We start from the raw sequence: 19,959 nt of genomic DNA on the forward strand, positions 1-19,959 counted from the left end.
CTCATAATTCCTTACTTCTTTAAATAACTCTTTATACTCTGCACAATATTCATCTACGATCGCAACTGTTGGGTGGGCGTCTCTAGCCAAATGTTTCAGGATTTGTAATTCTACATCCATGCCCTGCTTACCTTCCAGAGTTTTTTCTTTTAATCCTTTTATTAAGAATACTCGGAAAGTGACAGAAGAGGGCTAACTTACAGTAAATATATTGCAATTATCGTGTTAATTTATCAGGTGCGATCGCGCAACTTTTCTTATACCAATAGCACTTACTTGTATGCTATTTTAAGTTTTAATAAGCACTGTATTTCTTCACAAGTTCCTCAAAGTCTTGATTTAACTTCAAGATACAGATGTTTAACTATTGCTTGAACTAGCTTGAGAATTCACCACCTTTTTCATACTACTCATGTTGTATATGGGTCGTAATTATTACTAGGATTTTTACTATATACAACATATACTATAGGAATCCGCTTTGATTACTGAACTGATTTGCGTAGGAAGGCAATAGGCAATAGGGTTTTAGAAAAGGAATGTGTACTGAGTTTTGTTCAAAAATCAAATAGGAGTCCTATATCGAAAAAGCCAATTCATACTCTGATTCAGCAACGCCAAAATTTTGAACTTGGAATTGCTTAGGAGCTACAGATCATGAGTACCATTGTTCAACGTCAAAAAGAATTTAATTTTTTTGATTTTTGGGATAGCTTTTGTAGTTGGATTACTAGCACAGAAAATCGGATTTACGTCGGCTGGTTTGGCGTGTTGTCGATTCCCACTTTGCTAGCTGCTACCACTTGTTTTATTTTGGCTTTTATTGCCGCTCCCAGCGTCGATATGGATGGCATACGTGAGCCAATTAAGGGTTCACTGATGGATGGTAACAACTTAATTACAGCCGCAGTTGTACCAACTTCCGCCGCTATTGGTTTGCACTTTTATCCTATTTGGGAAGCTGCATCTATGGATGAATGGCTCTACAATGGTGGGCCATATCAGTTAATTGTGCTGCATTTTCTCATTGGTATTTGGTGCTTTTTAGGGCAACTTTGGGAATTGAGTTATCGTTTGGGAATTCGGCCCTGGATAGCAATTGCCTATTCTGCACCCGTTATCGCCGCTACTTCCGTTTTGCTAGTTTATCCCATTGGTCAAGGTAGTTTTTCTGATGGTTTACCTTTGGGAATTGCTGGAACTTTCCACTTTATGCTGGCTTTCCAAGGCGACCACAATATCCTCATGCACCCATTCCATATGTTGGGTGTAGCAGGTGTATTCGGTGGTGCATTGTTGAGTTCTTTGCATGGTTCTTTGGTGACTTCAACGCTAATTCGGAATACTGATGAAAATCAATCAATTAATGCCGGACATAAGTTGAGTCAGAAGAAAGTTACCTACAATTATTTGGCAGGACACTATGGCTTCTTAGGGCGTTTGTTGATTCCTACCTTTGCTAGCAAAAATCATCGTGCTTTCCATTTTTTATTAGCAGCTTTACCAACGTTGGGTATTTGGTTCGCAGCGATGGGTGTATGTTCGATGGCATTTAATATCAATGGCTTCAACTTTAATCATTCCATCTTAGATGGTCGGGGTGAAGTCATTAGAACCGACGCTGATATACTCAACCGTGCCAATCTTGGTATAAGTGCAATGCACGCTCCCAATGTCCATAATTTTCCTTTGGTTCTCTCTAGCGGTGAACCTATTCCAGTTAGTTAAAAATTGCAGCTATCGATTTTTATAGCTTTTTACAACCTGCCTGTAATTCTGAAATGAGTCAATAATTATGGGCAGGTTTTTCTTATTTTGATCAAAAAAAATACTACAACGTGCAAGAAATAAACAATTAAGCTTTTAAATTACACAGTCACTTCCTAATACCAGTTCAAAAAATCTGTAGGGGCGCAAAGCTTTGTGCCCCTACGATACGTCTGTGACATTCTTTTATCAAATTGGTATAAGTTCGTTGACTGCCAACAGTTAACAGCCAACACGAAAATATATGCTGCGTTAAATCCAATTAAATTAAACCAAGGGCAGAATAATTTCAAATTCAGTACCTCCACCTGGTTGAGAACGGAAATTGAATTTACCTCCATGTTTCACAGTTATAATCCGATAACTGACTGCTAAACTAGTTTCTTTGCCATTTTTTGTCTCTAAAGAAAAAGATTCTAAAATTTGGTCTTGCAATTCTTGAGGCATTCCAGGGCCATTGTCAGCTATACGAATTAAAATCCAGCGAGAATCTGGTGCATGTGGTTTACTTGGTTTTTGGGAAATAACTTCTGTAGTAATCTTAATTTGGGGTTTTTTAATAGTTTTTGGATCTTCTAGATGCAACTGCTGTCGCACTGCTTCATTGAGTAAAGTATCCACAGCTTCGCTTAAAAGATTAATTAAAACCTGATTTAACTGCCCCATAAAGCAATACACTGGTGGCAGTTGCCCATAGGATTTAACGATTTCAATTTCTCCTTGAATCCGGCTATTAATTAATAAAATGATATTATCGATACAGGCATGTAAATCTACGGGTTTGGGATAAAGTTCATCAAGATGGCAGAAGTTTTGTAAACTGGTGACAAGTCTTTTTAATCTTTCGGCTCCAGTGCGAATACTAGCAAGCGATCGCAATAAATCTTGTTCTAAAAAATCAAATTCAATTTCTTCTTTTATTTGGTCGATTTTCGGAGAAAATGATGGTAATTCTTTGTCGTAAGCTGCTATTAACTTGAGTAAATCTTGGCTGTAGTTTGAGACGTAAGTTATGTTACCCCAAATAAAACCCACGGGGTCTAAAATTTCGTGTACTACCCCATCTACCAAACGCCCCAAACTCGCCATTTTATCATTTTGAATCATTTGGGCTTGGCTGCGTTCGTATCGCACAAAATTTTTGATACCGCGAATTTGCCAAGAAATAAAATTTAATTCTTGCACATCTAATAATCTATAAGCACCACAAGCACTTTGCACTACAATTGGTTCTGATAATAATTCTGGCGATCGCTTTAAGCTCAGTTGCATCGCAATTAAAATTAATGTGGTCTCATCAAGCAACAAAATCGGTGTCCGTGCATAGCCGTAGAGAACGGCTAATGGTTGCTGAATAAACAACTCCTGTCCATAAGGGCGAATCAAAAATTCTAAAAGTCGTCGCCGCGAAATCATTCCCACGAACTTTCCCTGCTCTAGCAAAATTACTCCTGGTAGCAGTGGATATTTTTCTAAAAAATGAGCCACTTCCCTAGCAGTACAACTAATTTCCACGGGGAAATTGTACATTGGTAGTTCTTGGAGAGTTGAATCTAAATTGAGATCGCGATCGCTACCAACAGACAAAAATGGCGGCGATATATTATGACAACTACTGAATTCTTCTGTCACTATACACCCTGATTTTGGCAAGACAAGTCAACAATAAGCTAATATCTTAGCCTCTGTCATTATTTAAAAGGGAGTGGGGCATGGGGCAAACAGGAGGGGTGGGAGGGGTGCGAGGTGTGGGAGGTGTGGGAGGTGTGGGAGGTGTGGGAGGTGTGGGAGGTGTGGGAAGCATAAATTCTCTTTCTTCCCTCACTTCCCCCACTCCCCTCTCTCCCGACTCTCCCCACACTCCCCTCTCTCCCCACCCTCCCCCATCTCCCCACACTCCCCCCTCTCCTCTCCTCCCGCATTGCTATCTTCTAAAATTTGCTCTTGCCTTTTTAAGGTTTTTGTAGTAAAAAGTCAACCAAAGCTCAAATGATATTTGGGCACGGCGCATTAGCAAACGAAAAAGCGCAAAGTCTGTAGCAAAATCCCCCAGAGTGTGCCAGCTTTTGGCGATAGAGTAGCGATTTGCCGTTTCTGCTAGCTTCTAGCTCAGCTATCCCCCAGGGTACAGAACTTTGTAAGAGAGGACAAATGACAAAGAGCGATCCCCAAATTTTGAATAACTGTAAATCCTTGATGAAAATATAGCCCAGCTAATATCTGATTCAGGAAATTACTGTCAGTATAAACATAGGGAAATTTCAAATCCTCTATGCAGCTACTTGCCCCCTAGAATCGGAACAATTTCTGAACTTAAACAATCTTAGGAATGGTTATCATCAGTAAATGCACTCAGATAAATATCACTATATGCTTTGAATACAAGGGTTGGAGCGCTTAAGCGTTAATTAAAACCGGACGACAGCTTGTTATTTAAATGATATTTAATTTTTCCGAACTGCTTTTGATCCCCATTTCGATAGAATGACTAGGCAGAACCCTAAAACTCAAAACCGCTTTTGACAGCGACGCCCATGAATCAATTCAACAATGGTTTTACGCTATTTCTAAGTCTGCTAGTCGAGGCGATGCCTTTTTTGCTTCTTGGGGTTTTATTCTCCAGTTTGCTGCTGTTTTTCGTTGATGAGCGCAAATTAGTAGAAAAAATGCCCACGAATCCGCTGTTGGGTGCTTTAGTTGGCAGTTTAATCGGCTTTTTATTTCCGGTGTGTGAGTGCGGGAATGTACCGGTAGCGCGGCGGTTCCTAATCCAAGGAGTACCCACACCAGTGGCAATTGGTTTTTTGCTAGCTGCACCAACAATTAACCCAGTTGTCATTTGGGCAACTTGGACAGCCTTTCGAGATCAGCCAGAAATAGTAGTATTACGGGTTGTATTTTCCTTATTAATTGCCACAATTATCGGCTTTGTTTTCAGTTTTCAAAAGGACTTAAATCCTATAGTCCAACCTGCGATCGCTCGGTATATGAAATATAATCCTCCTGCGCCGCCTGAAACCAAACGGCGTGGTAAGGGTTACCAAATTCAACAGGAATCAACAGTACCGAATATCTTGCAATCAGGGACTTATATTTTAGGAGGAAAAGCAGGTATACCGCTGCGGATAGATCCGAATTCAATACCGCCTACCATCATCTCAACTCCTAATAAACCCTTAGCAGATAAACTGCGTCTAGTGATAGATAATAGCGTTCAAGAATTGCGGGAATTAGGCGGAGTCATGGTTATAGGAAGTGCGATCGCCGCTGCTATTCAAGTCCTAGCCCCCCGCGAATTAATTCTCAGTTTGGGCGCTGGCCCCATTAGTTCAATTGTAGTCATGCTGATATTAGCAGTAGTAGTGTCGATTTGTTCTACAGTTGATTCTTTCTTTGCCTTATCTTTTGCTTCAACTTTTAGCAGTGGTTCATTACTTGCATTTTTGGTATTTGGCCCAATGATTGATATCAAAGGTGTGGGTTTAATGTTATCAATTTTTAAACCCAAAACCGTCTTTTACTTATTTGCCTTAGCAGGACAATTAACATTTCTGTTCACACTTTTCCTCAACTTGCACGTCTTTTAAAAATTATTTGTGCTTTGCCCTTTTTTGGTTTTAACCAATGCCCCATGCCCAATGCCCAATGCCCAATAATCAATGACTAAAAAAAATCCCAAACCTAAAATTCCAATTCATTTACTTCCTTGGCTGGATGCCCTAGCAATTACAGCTTGGGGCATTTTGATGTTGAGATATTGGCTAACTAACAAGCTGAGTCTATTAATTCATCCAAATTATTTTTGGTTGGTAATTGTATCTGGCATTAGCTTGATTATTATTGGTTTCTTCAAAATGCTGGAATTATGGCAACGACGCCGCCGTGATGTCGTACCAAACACCCAGCATATTAGTTTATTTCCCCCTGGTTGGGGCAGTACATTATTATTAATTACAGCGATTTTGGGTTTCATCATTACACCCCAAGTTTTTGCAAGTGACAAAGCACTGCAAAGGGGTGTAACCGCTGATTTATTGGGAACCACACGCGTTAAGCCCCAAGCCTTTCGGGTAACTGTTCGTCCAGAAGAGCGATCGCTCGTAGACTGGGTACGCACCCTAAATGTTTATCCAGAACCAGATTCATATACAGGACAAAAAGTCAAAGTTCAGGGATTTGTCATTCACCCGCCAGATCTGGGAAAAGAATATTTGTTCATAGCACGATTTGTTTTAACTTGCTGTGCAGCAGACGCTTATCCTATAGGATTGCCCGTCAAACTCCCAAATAATCAAGAACGTTACTCTCCCGATACTTGGCTAGAAGTAGAAGGGCAAATGATAACAGAAAATCTCTCAGGTAAACGTCAACTTACCATTGCCGCTACCTCTCTGAAAAAAATTCCTCAACCGCAAAATCCTTATAGTTATTAGTCATTAGTCATTAGTCATCAGTGAATAACTAATGCCCAATGCCCCATGCCCAATGCCCCATGCCCAATAACCAATGACTAAATCAAAAGCATTTATTCAACCACTGGATCGGATAGCGATCGCATTGATGCTACTGCTGAGTGTGCTGATTGGGTTGATAATGTTGAAAGGTGATGTAGTAACAGCTCGTGTCCGAGATTTTACCTGGCAAAATCAACAAATTGGTGCAGAAGATAACTCCTTCGCCCTCACCTTTAGTCGCCCAATGGACACCAAAAGCGTAGAGGATAACTTGAAAATCGACCCACCTCTAGCAGGTAAATTCAGTTGGGCAGGGCGGAGAATGGTTTATACACTGCTGACACCAGCACCCTACGGCACAAATTATAAAGTGCAGTTACAGAAAGCCAAAGATAAGTTTGCCGAGCAAGAAGGCACAAACCGGACAATCCAGCCTTTTGTGGGTAATTTTCGCACACGCGATCGCGTCATTCTTTACATAGGAACCGAGCAAGAAGAACAAGGAAGATTAATTCTTTACAACTTAACCGAAGAACAAAAAAGGGTACTTACCCCCAAAGACTTAATAGTAATGGACTTTGAGTCATTTCCAGATGGGGAGAAAATTTTATTTTCGGCTCGTACCAGCAAGAACTCAGACTTACTTTCAGCCCAGCTGTACACAGTAACAACGGGCGTTGCTGGTAAATCTGGGCGAGAAGTAGAACCAGCTGGCAGAGTTGACCTAATTTTAGATAGTAAAGATTATCAAAACCTGAAATTTGACTTATCGCCCGATGGGCAAACCATCGTCATCCAACGGGCAAATAAAGCTAATCCCGGCGACTTTGGACTATGGTTTATGTCAGCAACCAGCGACGCTTCGGGAGAAAAACCCACTGCTAAACGCTTGCAAAGCCAACCAGGGGGAGATTTTATGATTACCCCAGACAGTAAAGCCGTAGCAGTTGCCCAAGGACAGGGAGCAGCAATCTTACCACTGCAAGGAGACGCCAGTAAACCTTTAGATTTTCTGCCGCAATTTGGCTTAGTACAGGCTTTCTCTAAAGATGGTTCCCAAGCAGCGATGGTAAAATTTAATACAGATTACACGCGAGATTTGTTTTTAGTCACAAACCAAGGCGTGCAGAAACAATTAGTAAAAACAACAGGCTCAATACTTAGCTGTCAATTTGACACAGCCTCACCTACTCTCTACTGCTTGTTGACACAGCTAATATCTAAGGAACAATACATAGAACAACCTTATGTAGTGGCAATCGATCTCAAAAGCGGGCAACAAAAACCGCTATTGTTACTCCCTCCCGAACAGCGAAATGTGCAAATGAGTTTATCTGCTGACGGTTTGGGCTTGTTATTTGACCAAGTAGTACCGCAGACAAACCCACCGACAACATTACCTACAAACACTTTGAAAACAGATGACGGAGATGCGATCGCTACTAGTAGCCTGTGGTTAATGCCCCTATTGCCCATTGCCGACGCTACAACTGTGGAAATTAGACCAGAACAACTCCCATTAGCGGGATTTCGTCCTCGGTGGCTGCCTTAGGGAGATGGGATGTGGGAGGTGTGGGAGGTGTGGGAGGTGTGGGAGGATGGTGAAGAAATTTTTCCCCCTCTCTCCCCACACTCCCCACACTCCCCCATCCCTCCTCTCTCCCCACACTCCCCACACTCCCCCATCCCCCCTCTCTCCCCACACTCCCCACACCTACTACTTGCCCCATGCCCAATGCCCAGTCCCTTTTACATCAATTGATAATTTGCCCAAGCTTCCCAAAAAATATAAATTGATAGTATTCCTAAGAAAATACGAAGTACTAAACTGACAGTAGAATCTGGTAATTTTCGCAATGTGCGAGTACTTATTTGAACGCCTAAAAGTCCTCCAAAACCCAAAATTAGGCCTTGAATAAACAGAATATTTCCCTCTAATGTATGTCCTGTACAAGCAGCTAAAGCAGTGATAACAATGACGCCTAAACTAGTCTGAATTGCTACTTTAATTTCTTCTTTTAAAAGTAACATTTGTAGTGGCACCATAATCGTACCGCCACCTAAGCCAAATAAACCTGCTAAAATTCCTGCCGCTCCTCCAGTGCCAATTTTAGAAACTAATGGATTAAATATTGGTTCTGTATCCTCTTTTTCCTTTAAGGAAAGTTGCTTGCGGAGGTCAATTAAATAGATATTAGCAAGTAGTATAATTCCAAATGTAAAAAGTATTATATAAGATGGAATTTTATTAGCGAAATATACGCCTATTCCAGTAGTTAAGAAAGCTGGAATTCCTAAATAAAATACTCGTTTAAAGTCAAAATACCCCATCCACCAATTCTGTAAACTTCCAGAAATTGAGGTAATTACAATAGCAAGGCTACTAGTAGCGATCGCCTGAACCGGAGTATAACCTAGCGTGACTAAAAGAGGAATTGTGATAATACCCCCACCTATTCCTAAAAGTCCAGCTATAACTCCAGATACTAAACCCCCAGCCATTAAAATCAACCAACTAAAATCATTCATAAATAATTCATTTTGTAGAAAACTCATATAGGTGAATAGGGCATGGGGCATTGGGCATTGGGCATTGGGAAGAATGAAAAATTTCCTCTTTCCCCTCTGCCCCCTGCCTGATCTCCCCACTCACGTCACTGTTACCGGATGACTAACAACGCCTCCATAGAGCAACCCACCGTCATTCCAGGGAACTGTAGTCGATTGTGTGTTACCTAAATTGTCAGTAGCACGAGCTTGCAGAAAATATTCGCCGGGAACTGGGTTCCATTCAATATCCCAACGTACCCATGCAAATGGAAAATTTGGTTCTCTGAGTCGTGCAAATTGCCAGGTTTTGCCACCATCTAGGCTGACTTCCACACGTACAATCTTTCCTTTTCCAGACCAAGAACGTCCACGCAGTAAGTAACTTCCGGCAGAAAGTGTAGCTGGCCAAGCCAATTCAAAGGCGCTTTTAACATTTTGATACGTAATCAATTTACCTTTATACGGAGTAATAGCTGGGTAGTCTGCACCAATCAACACCATTTGCTCGGTTACCCAGGGGGTGTATATCGGCATTTCAGAAACTTCAATGCGCTCAATCCATTTAACGTTGGCGTTTCCTCCCCAACCAGGAAATAAGGCACGGCATGGCTGACCATGATCTGGGGGTAATGGTTCTCCGTTCATTGCGTAGGCGATGAGAGAGTTATCTGCTAATGCTTTGCTAATGGGAACTACAGTGTTGAACTTAGACTTATTGGTTGCCTTTGAATCCAGCGAATCTAAATCTGCGCCCTCAACGAGTACATCTTTTGCCGTGGATTTGAGTCCAGCCCGCTCTAATAATAATCCAAGTGGTACACCAGTCCACTCAGCCACACCAATCGCCCCAAGTCTCCAGCGCGTTCCAGAGAGTGGTGTGTTGTAAGCTTCTTCAAAGAAGCGCCGACCATTTGCAGCACACTCAATGGCGCAAGTAACGGAAATGGATGGCATGGCGATGATTTCATCGTAAGTGAACTTACAAGAGGTGGAAACGCCAGTTCCCTCAATGTGCAAGCGCCATGTAGACGGGTCAAAGGCAGGAGGGGTACTGCGGTTGTGAACGTAAAACCAATCATTTGGTACTATGTAGCCACGCCCATACATCGCTTCCCAGTTCATCTCTAATGTGCCTTGGCCATGAGAGATATATCCTGGTGGTAATGGCTTAAGTATTTTATTTTGTTTGGTTTTCACACCTGTCTGACTATAAGCAGGCGCTGGTTTAGCCACCCCTCCAATGGCTGTTGCACTAACCATAGTGCCCAGTATTTGCAGAAAGCGCTGCCGCGAAATACCTGCATCTGCGCTTTTTTGCCAAATGTACTCTTGAACCCGCCCCTGTAGATAATGCTCCTGGTCATTTGTCATTTGTCATTTGTCTTTTGTTATGGCAGAAAACAGGCAATAGGCAATGGGCAATGGGCAAAACCCAAAAGACTATCTGTCTACCACTGTCCAAACGCCAGTGGTGTCATCTTGCGTGTAGTAGGGTAAATAGTAATCAAATCCGTTTTTGGCTATTTGAGCGATCGCACTAATAAAGCGATCGCAATCTTCCAAGGTATTATATACAGCAAAGCTGGCTCGGATAATACTAGGAATGTTGCGGGTAATTCCTTTATCTACTTCGTTGGCAATCTCAAGGTCTTGCTCGTCTGAAATATTCTTGAGTTTGCGGATGTATTCATATGTGCAAAAAGCCCCAGCCCGAACTCCAATGCCATATTCTTGTGCCAGAATCTCTGCAACTAAACGTCCGTCAAACCCATCGATATCGAAGGGGATAACATGTGCTAAATTATCTCCTGCAATATGTACTTTCACACCAGGAGTACTCGCAAGTCGTGTAAATGTAAACTCAACTAACGAATGTTCGTACTGAGCAATGCGCGAACGTCCCAGTCCCTCTATAATTTGAATTGCCTTGGCAATGGCGATCGCACCCATCGCATTTGGTGTTCCGGGATCGTGGGCACGTTCTGTGTAAAAACGCTTGATTTCTAGGTTTCTGGTGATATAAGGCAGGTTTCCACCGCCGATTTGATAAGGGTAAGAGCTATCAAAAAATTCTTTAGGCCCCAGCAAAACACCGGTTCCGTAAGGTGCATACATTTTGTGTCCGGAGAAAGCTACAAAGTCTAAATGACATGGGTCATCATCTGGACGCATGTCTACTCGTTCGTGCTGAATTAATTGACACACATCAGCAAATATCTTTGCACCGTACCGATGTGCTAAAGCTGCAAGTTCGTAAATCGGAGGTCTGTAACCTGTAATTGTCGAAGCACCTGTAATCGTTAGTAACTTAATTTGCTCAGCTTGAGGACGGTTTTGATGTGTCTTGAAGATATTTTCAATTTCAGTCAGACTGACACTTCCATCTGGCTGGGTTTTGTACTGCACAACTTCATCTCTAGTTATCCAAGGTAACAAGTTTGATGAATGTTCAATATCAGAAACTAAGATTTTTCCAGGTTTTTTTGCCCAAAGTGTAGCGGCTCCATTAATTGCTTCTGTTGTATTTTTCGCAAAGATTACATAGTTTTGTGGAGATGAACCAACAAAGTCGCGAATAATGTTCCGGCTAGCATCATATTCTCGTGTAGTGATGACTGATTTCTGCCCAGAACCCCGATGTACACTACCATAAGTATCAAGCATTTCGTCTACATATTGCTTGAGAGCTGCAAAGGGAGTGGTTGTAGCTCCATTATCTAAGTTGACGTACTTAACATAGTTTCCATTCAAAGTTTTCACTCTGAAGGACAGAGACTCATCTGTAAATAACTGTTTAATTTCTTTGTCCCAAAAGCTATCAAAATTTTCTGTAAATAGTTGTAACTGAGCATTTGCTTGCTTGATTTTTGCGCCCAATGTAAAGATATCGGTCATTTTTAGCACCCCTATTTTAAATTTTTTATTTCTTGACAAGCCCAACAACACAAAGATTTCTTTCGCAGAATAATCAAATTACATTTTTATACGTTTAGTATTTTAAATTACTCAAAAATAGAAAAAAATCTCAGTGATTTCAATAATTATTTAATAAATAATTAAGAACTGTAATCAGTATTTATATTTAAGAAAAAACTAATTTTATTTTTTTTTATACTTTGTAAAAATTAAAATTGTGTAATTAAGTACACTTGAGTAAATTTTCCTGTGGTTACTAAATAAACTTCACAAATTGAATGCAAGCGCATAGAAAAACTTTGTGGTTGACTAAGCCTAAAATTCTTGTCAGGAATATGTTTATCCCTAAAAAACCTTTTACTAAGTTGAGATCGATCTTCAACAAAGTTTTACATTGTACTTACGATATTTATTACTTATATTTCCAAGATGCTAGAGTATTTATTCGTAATTGTCAAAATTACCTGACATATTGATATTCAGCAAAGCTCCTTAATCATTTGCTGAGATTACACTAATTTTCAGGTAAATAGACCACGCGGTAGGGGCGCAAAGCCTTGTGCCCCAATGATAGATGTGGTTCAAATAGATGGATCGCCTACAACTCAAAAACTCCGATGGAATAGTAAGCGTTTATACAAAGATATATCTTAAGTAAAAAATAAATCAATAAAAAAATATGTCTTAAACTAATACTAAAATATTTCTTAAGATAGCTGCAATTGTAAGAAAAATATGGTAAGGGTTTTATTAAAAATAAACACCAAATCAGGCAATAGAATTTAGTTTTCACAATTTAGTTTTTAAGTTTGGCGTTTACCCTCTCCCCAATCTCCCCAACCTCTACTCTTCTTGACGGGAAAGAGCCTCATAGTGTTATAACGGCATCAGTCTAGATAGAAAATAAGTAATACCGATTGATGACTAATTACTCTTCCTTAGAGAGAGTTAAACTTAGCTTCTAGAGCAAATCCCGATCGGACATAGTTGATCGGCAATGCTAACGCCAGCACTGCTGAATATTTTTAAGCGAGTGGGTCAAGAGTGATGAATGAAGCTGACATCTCAAATAAGGGGACTGTGATGGAATCCCTAAATTCTGCTAATTCGCCACAATCAAAGCAGGCGAATTGTCCCTTTTACTCTGTTATGCCTAATGACAATATGGCAATTTCCATGCCACTGCTCATGCCAGCTGAAGATACACAAATTTCGGAAGATACTACCCAGCAGGACTGGGTTGCAGAGCCTGACAGCGGTAAACAAGCACTTCTTGACTCAGAATTTCAGAAGTTGCTGGCATTGAACGAAGAATTGCGTGCAGCTAACAATAAGTTGTATGAAGAAGTAGAGCAGCTAAAAGACAACCTAGCCGAATCTGAAAAGGTTTTGCAATGGCAGAAAACGCGTTCTAGCGTCACTGAGTCGATGCTTAACCAACAAGCTCAGGAATTAGCTGCTGCTCAAGAACAGATAAAGTCGCTATTTCAACAATTAGAAACTGCCGTCCAAACTGTTCAACGCCAGGAAGTTTTTATCGAAACTCACAAAGCACAGCTACAAATTAGTCAGCAACGCCTTGCCCAACTGGAACGAGAATGTACGTTGCTACACACCAATAACGACGAACAGTCTCAGAAGTTATTGCAATCAGAAAATTCTTGCCGCGAGTTACGCACTAGACTCATGCGCCAACAACGCCAGACCCTGCAATTTAAGGCAGCTCTGGAAAAATGTCTAGACACACCCGTTCCTGGCTATGATTCCCTAGAAGATACCGCAAAACATCCTAAAGACATCACTTCCACCCAAGGAAGATTTTCTCGCAAAGCTCGGTCTTTGTTTCCCAATGCACAGCCAATTAAACCTTGGTCAGCAGAACCAGAATCTTTGAGCGATAATCCCAATAATTCTTGGGCAGAACCCTCACCAACACTGCCATTCCAAAGAAATCAACCCACTCCGACTTCATCCTCTTGGAACTGGTCAGTTAAGGAAGACGTGCCAAAATCAGCGCAACCACCTTCCTCTCCAGAAATTGATGATTCCCCAGATACAACAGAAACTGTTTCACCTGTGGAGTCACCAAACTTAGATCAGCAATTGGATAGTCTCATCCAAATGTTCTTCACCTCTCAGCCTGCATCTACATCATCACCAGCTCCAGCGAAAACAGATGTGGATAACAATGTGGGCGATCCGCCTGTGTGGGAAACTTTAGCAACAATTCTAGAGGATGATGAGGAAGTAGAAAATCCACAACAGGAGCAGTTGCAGGTAGAAATCAACCCGTCTACAACTACACCCGCTTCATCTACCCCCAAGATATTTGTTGAAGAAACTGAAGACTATTGGTCAGAGGTTCCACAATTGGCACAGTTGGATTTGCCGCCAGAATCATCAGGTGATAATGCCAATGATGCCAATTCACCCTCACCCGTAGTTTATCCCCAGCGTCCACCCAAAGGACGCAAGTCATTAGCATCTGTGGAACTGCCGAATTTTCCGCCTAAGGGGACGAAGGGGCAAGGTGACAACGGGGCAAGGTGACGAGGGTGGGAGTAGTGGGAGATAAGGAGATGGGGAAGTGTGGGGAGTGTGGGGGGAAATGAGGAGATAGAGGAGGGTGGGGAGTCTGGGGAGAAAGAGAATTAATGCTTCCCCACCCTCCCACATCTCCCACACCTCCCACACCTCCCACACCTCCCACACCTCCCACACCTCCCACACCTCCCACACTCCCTGCTTGCCCAATGCCCATATCTAATGACTAAATTTCTGAATTATGGCTTCTGGGCTAGTTTTTGCTACCTGAGTGGCCGATCGCGGTTTGCCTGTGGCGATGGCGTAGTTAATCGCTTGCAGGCGCAGCCACAATGCCGGATTCCGGGGTTCTAGCCAAGAACCTACCCGGTTCAAAAACTGTGGAAACCAGGGACTCAGTAAAGCACTAATTAGGGCATGACGAGAAAAAGTGAAATAACTACCAAGCCATCGCACTAAATCTTTAGACCCAGCAAGTTCCCAAATCCATAAAAGCAAGGCTGGATTTTTCTTAGCTGCTTTGAGTGCTAAGCGGTTAAAGGTTAACCAATCACATCTGTCTTTGATAAAATTATCTGCCACCTCTGGAGGTTCTTCTGCTAACAGTCCAAAGAAGGTGTTAAGCATGGAGTTTACTCGTTGGGGTGGTAAAAATTTCCCTGTGGGCACCATCATGCCCTTGGAAAATAGCCATGTGACTGAAACGTTAGTTTGGTAGGCGCGAATTCTATTCAAGTGTCGGAAGCTCAATAAGTTATGCTTGAGGGCAATATCCAACAGCTTTGTTAAGCGCTCTAAGTTGCGAACCAGAGAACCAAAACCTGTGAAAATCAGGGGAGATTGGAGCGATGCGGCATCACCGATGGCAATCAAGCGATCGAAGGCAACTTTGCGATCGCCACTCCCGACACTAAAATGCCCAGGTATATACCCAAATGTCGGCTTTTTCCAAACCAATTTGTCTACATCGCATCTGCGATACTCTGGCAATATTGTGAAAAAGTCTTCGTACATTTCCAGCAAGGAACCAGGATTTTCACCATTGACTTCGTGGTAATGAAATAAATAAATCGTCAGCTCATCTTCTGCTGCGGGAAATAATTCCCAAATCAGCTGTCTTCCCCGCGAAATATCCCCGTGGCTGTAAAGAACGTCTCCCAATTCAGAATCCCATACCCCTGGTTCAAATCCGCTCTCAATGACTGCTCCTACCGTCGGACACACGCTGTCAAAGGCACGGCCACCATTTAATTGCCAAGCAATGGGGGAAGCTGTTCCCATCGCATCTACCAGTAGTCTACCACTTACTTGTTTTTCAATTTCACTACATAGATGCTTGACTTTTACGCCGACTTGTGATTCATTTATATCTGCACGGATAAACTCTGTTTCATCCCAAATTTCTCCGCCTGCCGCTTGCAACTTTTGCCCACATAGTTGCAGCAACTTTTCGGAATCTAAGCCTAAATTTAGCACCGTGGGTGTGTGCAATACAGGCGATCGCAGTTTCCTTGGATTATTAGCATCAAAAAACTTATTGAATCCATCTTTGTATTCTCTAGCAATGATGGTCTCTAACTCTGCGGGGGTGATTAAACCCAAGTTAAGTAAGCTTTGAATCTCATCGCGGGAAATATTCCATTCTCGGTTCATCCGCCCAAATGGCATTCTTTCCAGCAGCAAGACTTTATATCCAAGTTTTGCCATCACTGCTGCATGGATGACGCCTAGCGCGCCGCCGATGTAGATGATGTCGTATTGGGCATTGGGCATAGGGCATTGGGAGGTGTGTGAGGTGTGGGAGGATGGGGAAGAAATCTTTCCCCCCACACTTCCCCATCTCCCTTGTCCCCAGTCCCCTTGACTAGAAAACACCACCTGTCGTGGCTGCTGAGGATTTCGTACCCCTTGCCGCCATCGCTGTTCCCACCAGTAGGCGCGTTTGAGGTCATATTCTCCGTTGGGCATTTTCTGAAAATACTTGACGGTGAGGGGATAGTAAGGCGCTAAGGCCTCAAAAATCGATTGCTGCGATAAATCAATAGCTGGGGGTTCCGGATAATGATTTGGAAAACGGCTTCTGATCTCTTTGGTCAGCTGTTGGAGGATTTCTTTTTCTTTAGGAAAGGGTTGTTCTACCCAACGAAATACTTTTAGGTAGGTAGTTCGTTGCACTGACCAAATAAATACAGAAAGTTCTTCAGACAAGTTTTCGGAAATCACCGCACCAACAGTTGTAGTAGCGGTAGTAATTTTAAGGCGGAAGCCTTCTGTTGTCAGCACTTTTTCCCCATATCCCGGCTGAAAATCTGTTTGCAACCACTGACGCACAGCAGTGATATCCGCAGTTGGAACTTCTAAATAAAGGATTTCTTTCATCTTTTCCTGACATCTCCGGTGGATCTATTCACAATGACAGATTTTATGAAGGCACGAAATAAGGTAAACTCCGCCCTATTAGTTAGTTACGTAAAGATTCAGTGAAGAAATTTTAATATTTGCTCAAATTTATTGTTCATTTTGTAAAACTGTAAACCTACGCCATGAATTATCCCATTCCAGACAGCCCCCAGGAAATTGTAGCTCTCCGACAACAGCCGATTGATGAGGAACTAGTTGCCAGTGCGATCGCTGGAGTTATTAAGATTGTCCGCGCTCAGGGTCAATCTTTGGAAGAATTAACTGCTCAGGTGTTAGCTGAAGATCCTCTGCTAGACCAGCAACAACGCCGCTGGTTGAGTCAATTAGTCGCCCAAGCCTGGGAAAAGTTCTCTTAGAATGAAAAGCCCTGCCATTGAGCATATAAATTTTGGAATATTGGCGGCGGCTGGGTTGGGCTGCGCCTGTGCATTTCGCTATTAAATAATAATTATCTGTCTGGATTCGCTTGCTACTTTGGATTCACGCCTCACAAGCAACTAATTGAACAATATCAGGGTTTGAGGTTGCTAATGAATCCAACAACGCTTTTAAACTTTCTTGAGGGGAAAGACTCCTGGTTGGCGCTAGGGGTCTTTTTTTTGTCAAGGAAACTCCAAAAATTCAATTACTCAATTTCCCCATCCAAGACATTTTTGAACTCTTTTACCCGATCGCACAAAGCGATCGCACTTTGGCGATCGCCTCGCTTTTCATCAACTCCCTTACACCAGATAGCTATTTTTGTCAACTAGAAACTTTCACGGCTGCTTCGGCTTGGGAGTGCAGCAACAAACCATATTCCAAGCCTTCCACCACCGCTTGATAGGAAGCTTCCAAAATGTTGGTAGAAACTCCTACCGTAGTCCAGCGTTGATGGCCATTGCCTGATTCTACCAACACGCGGGTTTTGGCCGCAGTGCCCGTATGTCCGTTGAGAATCCGTACTTTGTAATCTGTCAAATCAAAAGTTGCAATTTGGGGGTAAAAATTCACCAAAGCCTTGCGTAAAGCTGCATCCAACGCCGCAACCGGGCCGTTACCTTCCGCCGCTTCCAAAATGTTTTTACCATCAACAGCGACTTTGATTGTAGCTAGGGCGTTGCTAGCTTCTTTCCCCTCAATCAAGTCACAGTGGACTTGAAAACCTTTGACTTCAAAAAACTTGGGGCGTCCTCCCAAAGCTTCATGCATCAACAGGGCAAAACTGGCTTCTGCTGCTTCAAATTGAAATCCTTCACTTTCCAAATCTTTGATGCGCTGGAGAATTTGTTTTGCTTCTGCCTTTAATTGGTCTAATTCAATGCCAAAACTGCGGGCTTTAGCTAAAACATTACTGAGTCCCGATTGTTCGGAGATTACGATGCGGCGACGATTCCCCACTTGTTCCGGTTGAATGTGTTCGTAAGTCAGGGGATTACGTTCCACAGCAGATACATGGATACCACCTTTGTGTGCAAAAGCCGAACGTCCGACAAAGGGGGCGTGTTCATCAGGAGCAAGATTAACCACCTCACTAACAAAACGACTCGCTTCTGTAAGTTGTGTTAGCTGGTCTTCTGTGATACAACTGTAACCCAGTTTAAGTTGTAAATTGGGAATCAGCGAACAGAGGTTAGCATTACCGCAACGCTCACCATAACCGTTAATTGTCCCTTGTACCATCTTTGCCCCTGCCATCACAGCGGCTATGGCATTAGCAACCGCCATTTCCGAATCATTATGAGTGTGAATTCCGATTTGGGGCATTGGGCATTGGGCATTGGGCATTGGTGATTGGGAAGATTCTTTCCTACTTCCTAGTCCCCAGTCCCCAGTCCCCGATACCCAGTCCCCAGTCACCCTGACCACATCTTGCACAATTTGGCTAACTTCGTGGGGTAAAGTGCCGCCATTAGTATCACATAGGACTAGCCACTCAGCGCCAGATGCGATCGCTGCTTCTAATGTCTGTAAAGCATAACTTGGATTGTGCTTATAGCCATCAAACCAATGTTCGGCATCGTAGATCACGCGACGCCCTTGAGAACGGAGGTACTCAATTGTGTCACGAATCATTGCTAAATTTTCTTCTAATGTCGTCTTGAGTCCGGCTGTAACATGTAAATCCCAAGACTTGCCGAAAATTGTCACCCAGCGAGTTCCTGCTGCCAGAATCGCTTGTAGCATCGGTTCTTCTGCCGCAGCAGTATTGGGGCGTCGAGTCGAACAAAAAGCGACAACTTCTGAATGTTTGAGCGGATCTTCTTGGAGTTGCCAGAAAAATTGTACATCCTTGGGATTAGCACCTGGCCAACCGCCTTCAATAAAGGGAACTCCCAGTTGATCGAGTCTTTTAGCAATGCGTAATTTATCTTCTATCGATACTGATAGCCCCTCGCGCTGAGTGCCATCCCTTAGTGTAGTGTCATAGAGCCAAAGTTGAGGAGAGGAATTTGTGGTCATAAAACTTGGGCCGACGAGACAAATTTCGAGGCAATATGTCAATATACAACAAAAAGCCAGTTTGGCAATTTAAAAAATGCCTAAGGTACTAGCTCAAGGTAAAACAATTGAGTGTGAGCAAGGAAGCAATCTCCGCAACATTTTGCTGCAAAATGGTATTGACCTCTACAATGACGGTGCTAAGGTAATAAACTGTCGGGGTATTGGCAGTTGTGGTACCTGCGCGGTTAAGGTAGAGGGCGAAGTATCAGCAGCGAATTGGCGCGATCGCACGCGTCGTTCGCTTCCTCCCCATTCTCCTACAAAAGACTTGCGTTTAGCTTGCCAAACGCAGATTTTAGGCGATCTAAATGTGACAAAATTTGATGGATTTTGGGGACAAGGTTCTCGAATAGTGTGGACACCAAAAGGTTAAAAAGGAGTAAAACAAGATGGGTAGATGGACACCCCTAATATTAATGGCTGGAGGTCTAGCCATTCTGCTTGGTACATTACTAGGCATCAACTTTCCTATGGGCGTACAAACCGCCAACAACCCCGGCGGCAAAGCAGCAAAAGTTCTGCCAGCTAATATTAATGTTAATAGCAGTGCTGGCAGCCAGAACAATGAAACTGCAACTGATGAAACTGAAACAACCCAAACAAATGGAAACAGACGCTCTATTGTAGCCCCAAGACCTGACAACAGAACCAGCGTTGCTCAGAATCCTTCTGACACTACAACAGACGTTGATACAGAGACTTCTGGAACAGACACGCCATCAAATACCAATACCAATTCTGGCAGCGAGCCAATTCGAGCTTTGTGGTAAAGGTTGCTAGTCTTTAGTTATTCCTTTATTGGTTATGATTTATTAGTCATGCA

18 protein-coding genes are annotated in these 19,959 nt (G+C 42.6%); 9 read left to right on the forward strand and 9 right to left on the reverse strand.

Annotated elements, in window-relative coordinates:
• Window positions 1–657 precede the first annotated feature (657 nt).
• Window positions 658–1,728 carry a Photosystem Q(B) protein 1 gene (locus H6H03_RS20285; protein WP_190956897.1) on the forward strand — a complete coding sequence of 357 codons (1,071 nt, stop codon included), beginning with the start codon at window positions 658–660 and terminating at the stop codon, window positions 1,726–1,728.
• A gap of 306 nt (window positions 1,729–2,034) precedes the next feature.
• On the opposite strand, the gene H6H03_RS20290 is transcribed toward H6H03_RS20285, so the two are convergent.
• The gene (locus tag H6H03_RS20290) at window positions 2,035–3,399 is read right to left on the reverse strand and encodes a sensor histidine kinase (protein WP_190956898.1); all 1,365 of its coding nucleotides are present in this window, start codon (window positions 3,397–3,399) and stop codon (window positions 2,035–2,037) included.
• Window positions 3,400–3,479: 80 nt separating this feature from the next.
• On the opposite strand from H6H03_RS20290, the gene H6H03_RS20295 reads away from it, so the two are divergent.
• The 4 genes from H6H03_RS20295 (at window position 3,480) to H6H03_RS20310 (ending at window position 7,773) form a co-directional block, all read left to right on the forward strand.
• On the forward strand, window positions 3,480–3,734 hold the full coding sequence (locus H6H03_RS20295) for a hypothetical protein (RefSeq protein WP_190956899.1): 255 nt from the start codon (window positions 3,480–3,482) through the stop codon (window positions 3,732–3,734).
• 567 nt (window positions 3,735–4,301) lie between these two features.
• Window positions 4,302–5,354 carry a permease gene (locus H6H03_RS20300; RefSeq protein ID WP_190956900.1) on the forward strand — a complete coding sequence of 351 codons (1,053 nt, stop codon included), beginning with the start codon at window positions 4,302–4,304 and terminating at the stop codon, window positions 5,352–5,354.
• A gap of 72 nt (window positions 5,355–5,426) precedes the next feature.
• Window positions 5,427–6,200 carry a TIGR03943 family putative permease subunit gene (locus tag H6H03_RS20305; protein ID WP_190956901.1) on the forward strand — a complete coding sequence of 258 codons (774 nt, stop codon included), beginning with the start codon at window positions 5,427–5,429 and terminating at the stop codon, window positions 6,198–6,200.
• Window positions 6,201–6,273: 73 nt separating this feature from the next.
• Entirely contained in the window at window positions 6,274–7,773 is a 1,500-nt protein-coding gene (locus H6H03_RS20310) for a hypothetical protein (protein ID WP_190956902.1), read from the forward strand.
• Here the strand turns inward: H6H03_RS20310 and H6H03_RS20315 are convergent.
• The 4 genes from H6H03_RS20315 to H6H03_RS20330 all read right to left on the reverse strand — a co-directional run bounded on the left by H6H03_RS20315 (window position 7,721) and on the right by H6H03_RS20330 (window position 11,666).
• Complete coding sequence (locus H6H03_RS20315) at window positions 7,721–7,951, reverse strand: hypothetical protein (RefSeq protein ID WP_190956903.1); 231 nt, start codon at window positions 7,949–7,951, stop codon at window positions 7,721–7,723. The genes H6H03_RS20310 and H6H03_RS20315 overlap by 53 nt on opposite strands.
• Before the next feature lie 19 nt (window positions 7,952–7,970).
• Window positions 7,971–8,750: a sulfite exporter TauE/SafE family protein gene (locus H6H03_RS20320; protein ID WP_190956904.1), complete on the reverse strand. Its 780-nt coding sequence runs from the start codon at window positions 8,748–8,750 to the stop codon at window positions 7,971–7,973.
• A 120-nt stretch (window positions 8,751–8,870) separates the two neighbouring features.
• Window positions 8,871–10,142 (reverse strand): sulfite oxidase, encoded by a 1,272-nt coding sequence (locus H6H03_RS20325; RefSeq protein ID WP_190956905.1) that lies wholly within the window; start codon window positions 10,140–10,142, stop codon window positions 8,871–8,873.
• 69 nt (window positions 10,143–10,211) lie between these two features.
• A complete protein-coding gene (locus tag H6H03_RS20330; RefSeq protein WP_190956906.1) occupies window positions 10,212–11,666 on the reverse strand; it encodes an aminotransferase class V-fold PLP-dependent enzyme in 1,455 nt (484 codons plus the stop codon).
• A 1,068-nt stretch (window positions 11,667–12,734) separates the two neighbouring features.
• Between H6H03_RS20330 and H6H03_RS20335 the strand changes: the two genes are divergently transcribed.
• Window positions 12,735–14,237: a hypothetical protein gene (locus H6H03_RS20335; protein WP_190956907.1), complete on the forward strand. Its 1,503-nt coding sequence runs from the start codon at window positions 12,735–12,737 to the stop codon at window positions 14,235–14,237.
• Here H6H03_RS20335 and H6H03_RS20340 read toward each other — a convergent pair.
• Together H6H03_RS20340 and H6H03_RS20345 are read right to left on the reverse strand one after the other, a co-directional pair.
• Window positions 14,197–14,448 carry a hypothetical protein gene (locus H6H03_RS20340; RefSeq protein WP_190956908.1) on the reverse strand — a complete coding sequence of 84 codons (252 nt, stop codon included), beginning with the start codon at window positions 14,446–14,448 and terminating at the stop codon, window positions 14,197–14,199. The two genes, H6H03_RS20335 and H6H03_RS20340, sit on opposite strands and share 41 nt — an antisense overlap.
• A gap of 2 nt (window positions 14,449–14,450) precedes the next feature.
• Entirely contained in the window at window positions 14,451–16,610 is a 2,160-nt protein-coding gene (locus H6H03_RS20345) for an NAD(P)/FAD-dependent oxidoreductase (RefSeq protein ID WP_190956909.1), read from the reverse strand.
• 164 nt (window positions 16,611–16,774) lie between these two features.
• Here H6H03_RS20345 and H6H03_RS20350 point away from each other — a divergent pair, with 164 nt between their 5' ends.
• Window positions 16,775–17,008 (forward strand): hypothetical protein, encoded by a 234-nt coding sequence (locus H6H03_RS20350; RefSeq protein ID WP_096534207.1) that lies wholly within the window; start codon window positions 16,775–16,777, stop codon window positions 17,006–17,008.
• 269 nt (window positions 17,009–17,277) lie between these two features.
• Here H6H03_RS20350 and H6H03_RS41380 read toward each other — a convergent pair whose 3' ends face one another.
• Both H6H03_RS41380 and cimA read right to left on the reverse strand, forming a co-directional pair.
• On the reverse strand, window positions 17,278–17,400 hold the full coding sequence (locus tag H6H03_RS41380) for a hypothetical protein (RefSeq protein ID WP_277926171.1): 123 nt from the start codon (window positions 17,398–17,400) through the stop codon (window positions 17,278–17,280).
• Window positions 17,397–19,094, reverse strand: coding sequence for a citramalate synthase (cimA, locus tag H6H03_RS20355; protein WP_190956910.1), 1,698 nt, complete (start codon window positions 19,092–19,094; stop codon window positions 17,397–17,399). Before cimA ends, H6H03_RS41380 begins: the two co-directional genes overlap by 4 nt.
• A gap of 76 nt (window positions 19,095–19,170) precedes the next feature.
• Here cimA and H6H03_RS20360 point away from each other — a divergent pair, with 76 nt between their 5' ends.
• On the forward strand, window positions 19,171–19,509 hold the full coding sequence (locus H6H03_RS20360) for a 2Fe-2S iron-sulfur cluster-binding protein (protein ID WP_190956911.1): 339 nt from the start codon (window positions 19,171–19,173) through the stop codon (window positions 19,507–19,509).
• Window positions 19,510–19,525: 16 nt separating this feature from the next.
• On the forward strand, window positions 19,526–19,906 hold the full coding sequence (locus H6H03_RS20365) for a hypothetical protein (RefSeq protein ID WP_190956912.1): 381 nt from the start codon (window positions 19,526–19,528) through the stop codon (window positions 19,904–19,906).
• The last annotated feature ends 53 nt before the right edge of the window (window positions 19,907–19,959 follow it).

Origin of the sequence: Nostoc paludosum FACHB-159 (assembly GCF_014698835.1) — a bacterium.
Lineage (GTDB): Bacteria > Cyanobacteriota > Cyanobacteriia > Cyanobacteriales > Nostocaceae > Nostoc > Nostoc paludosum.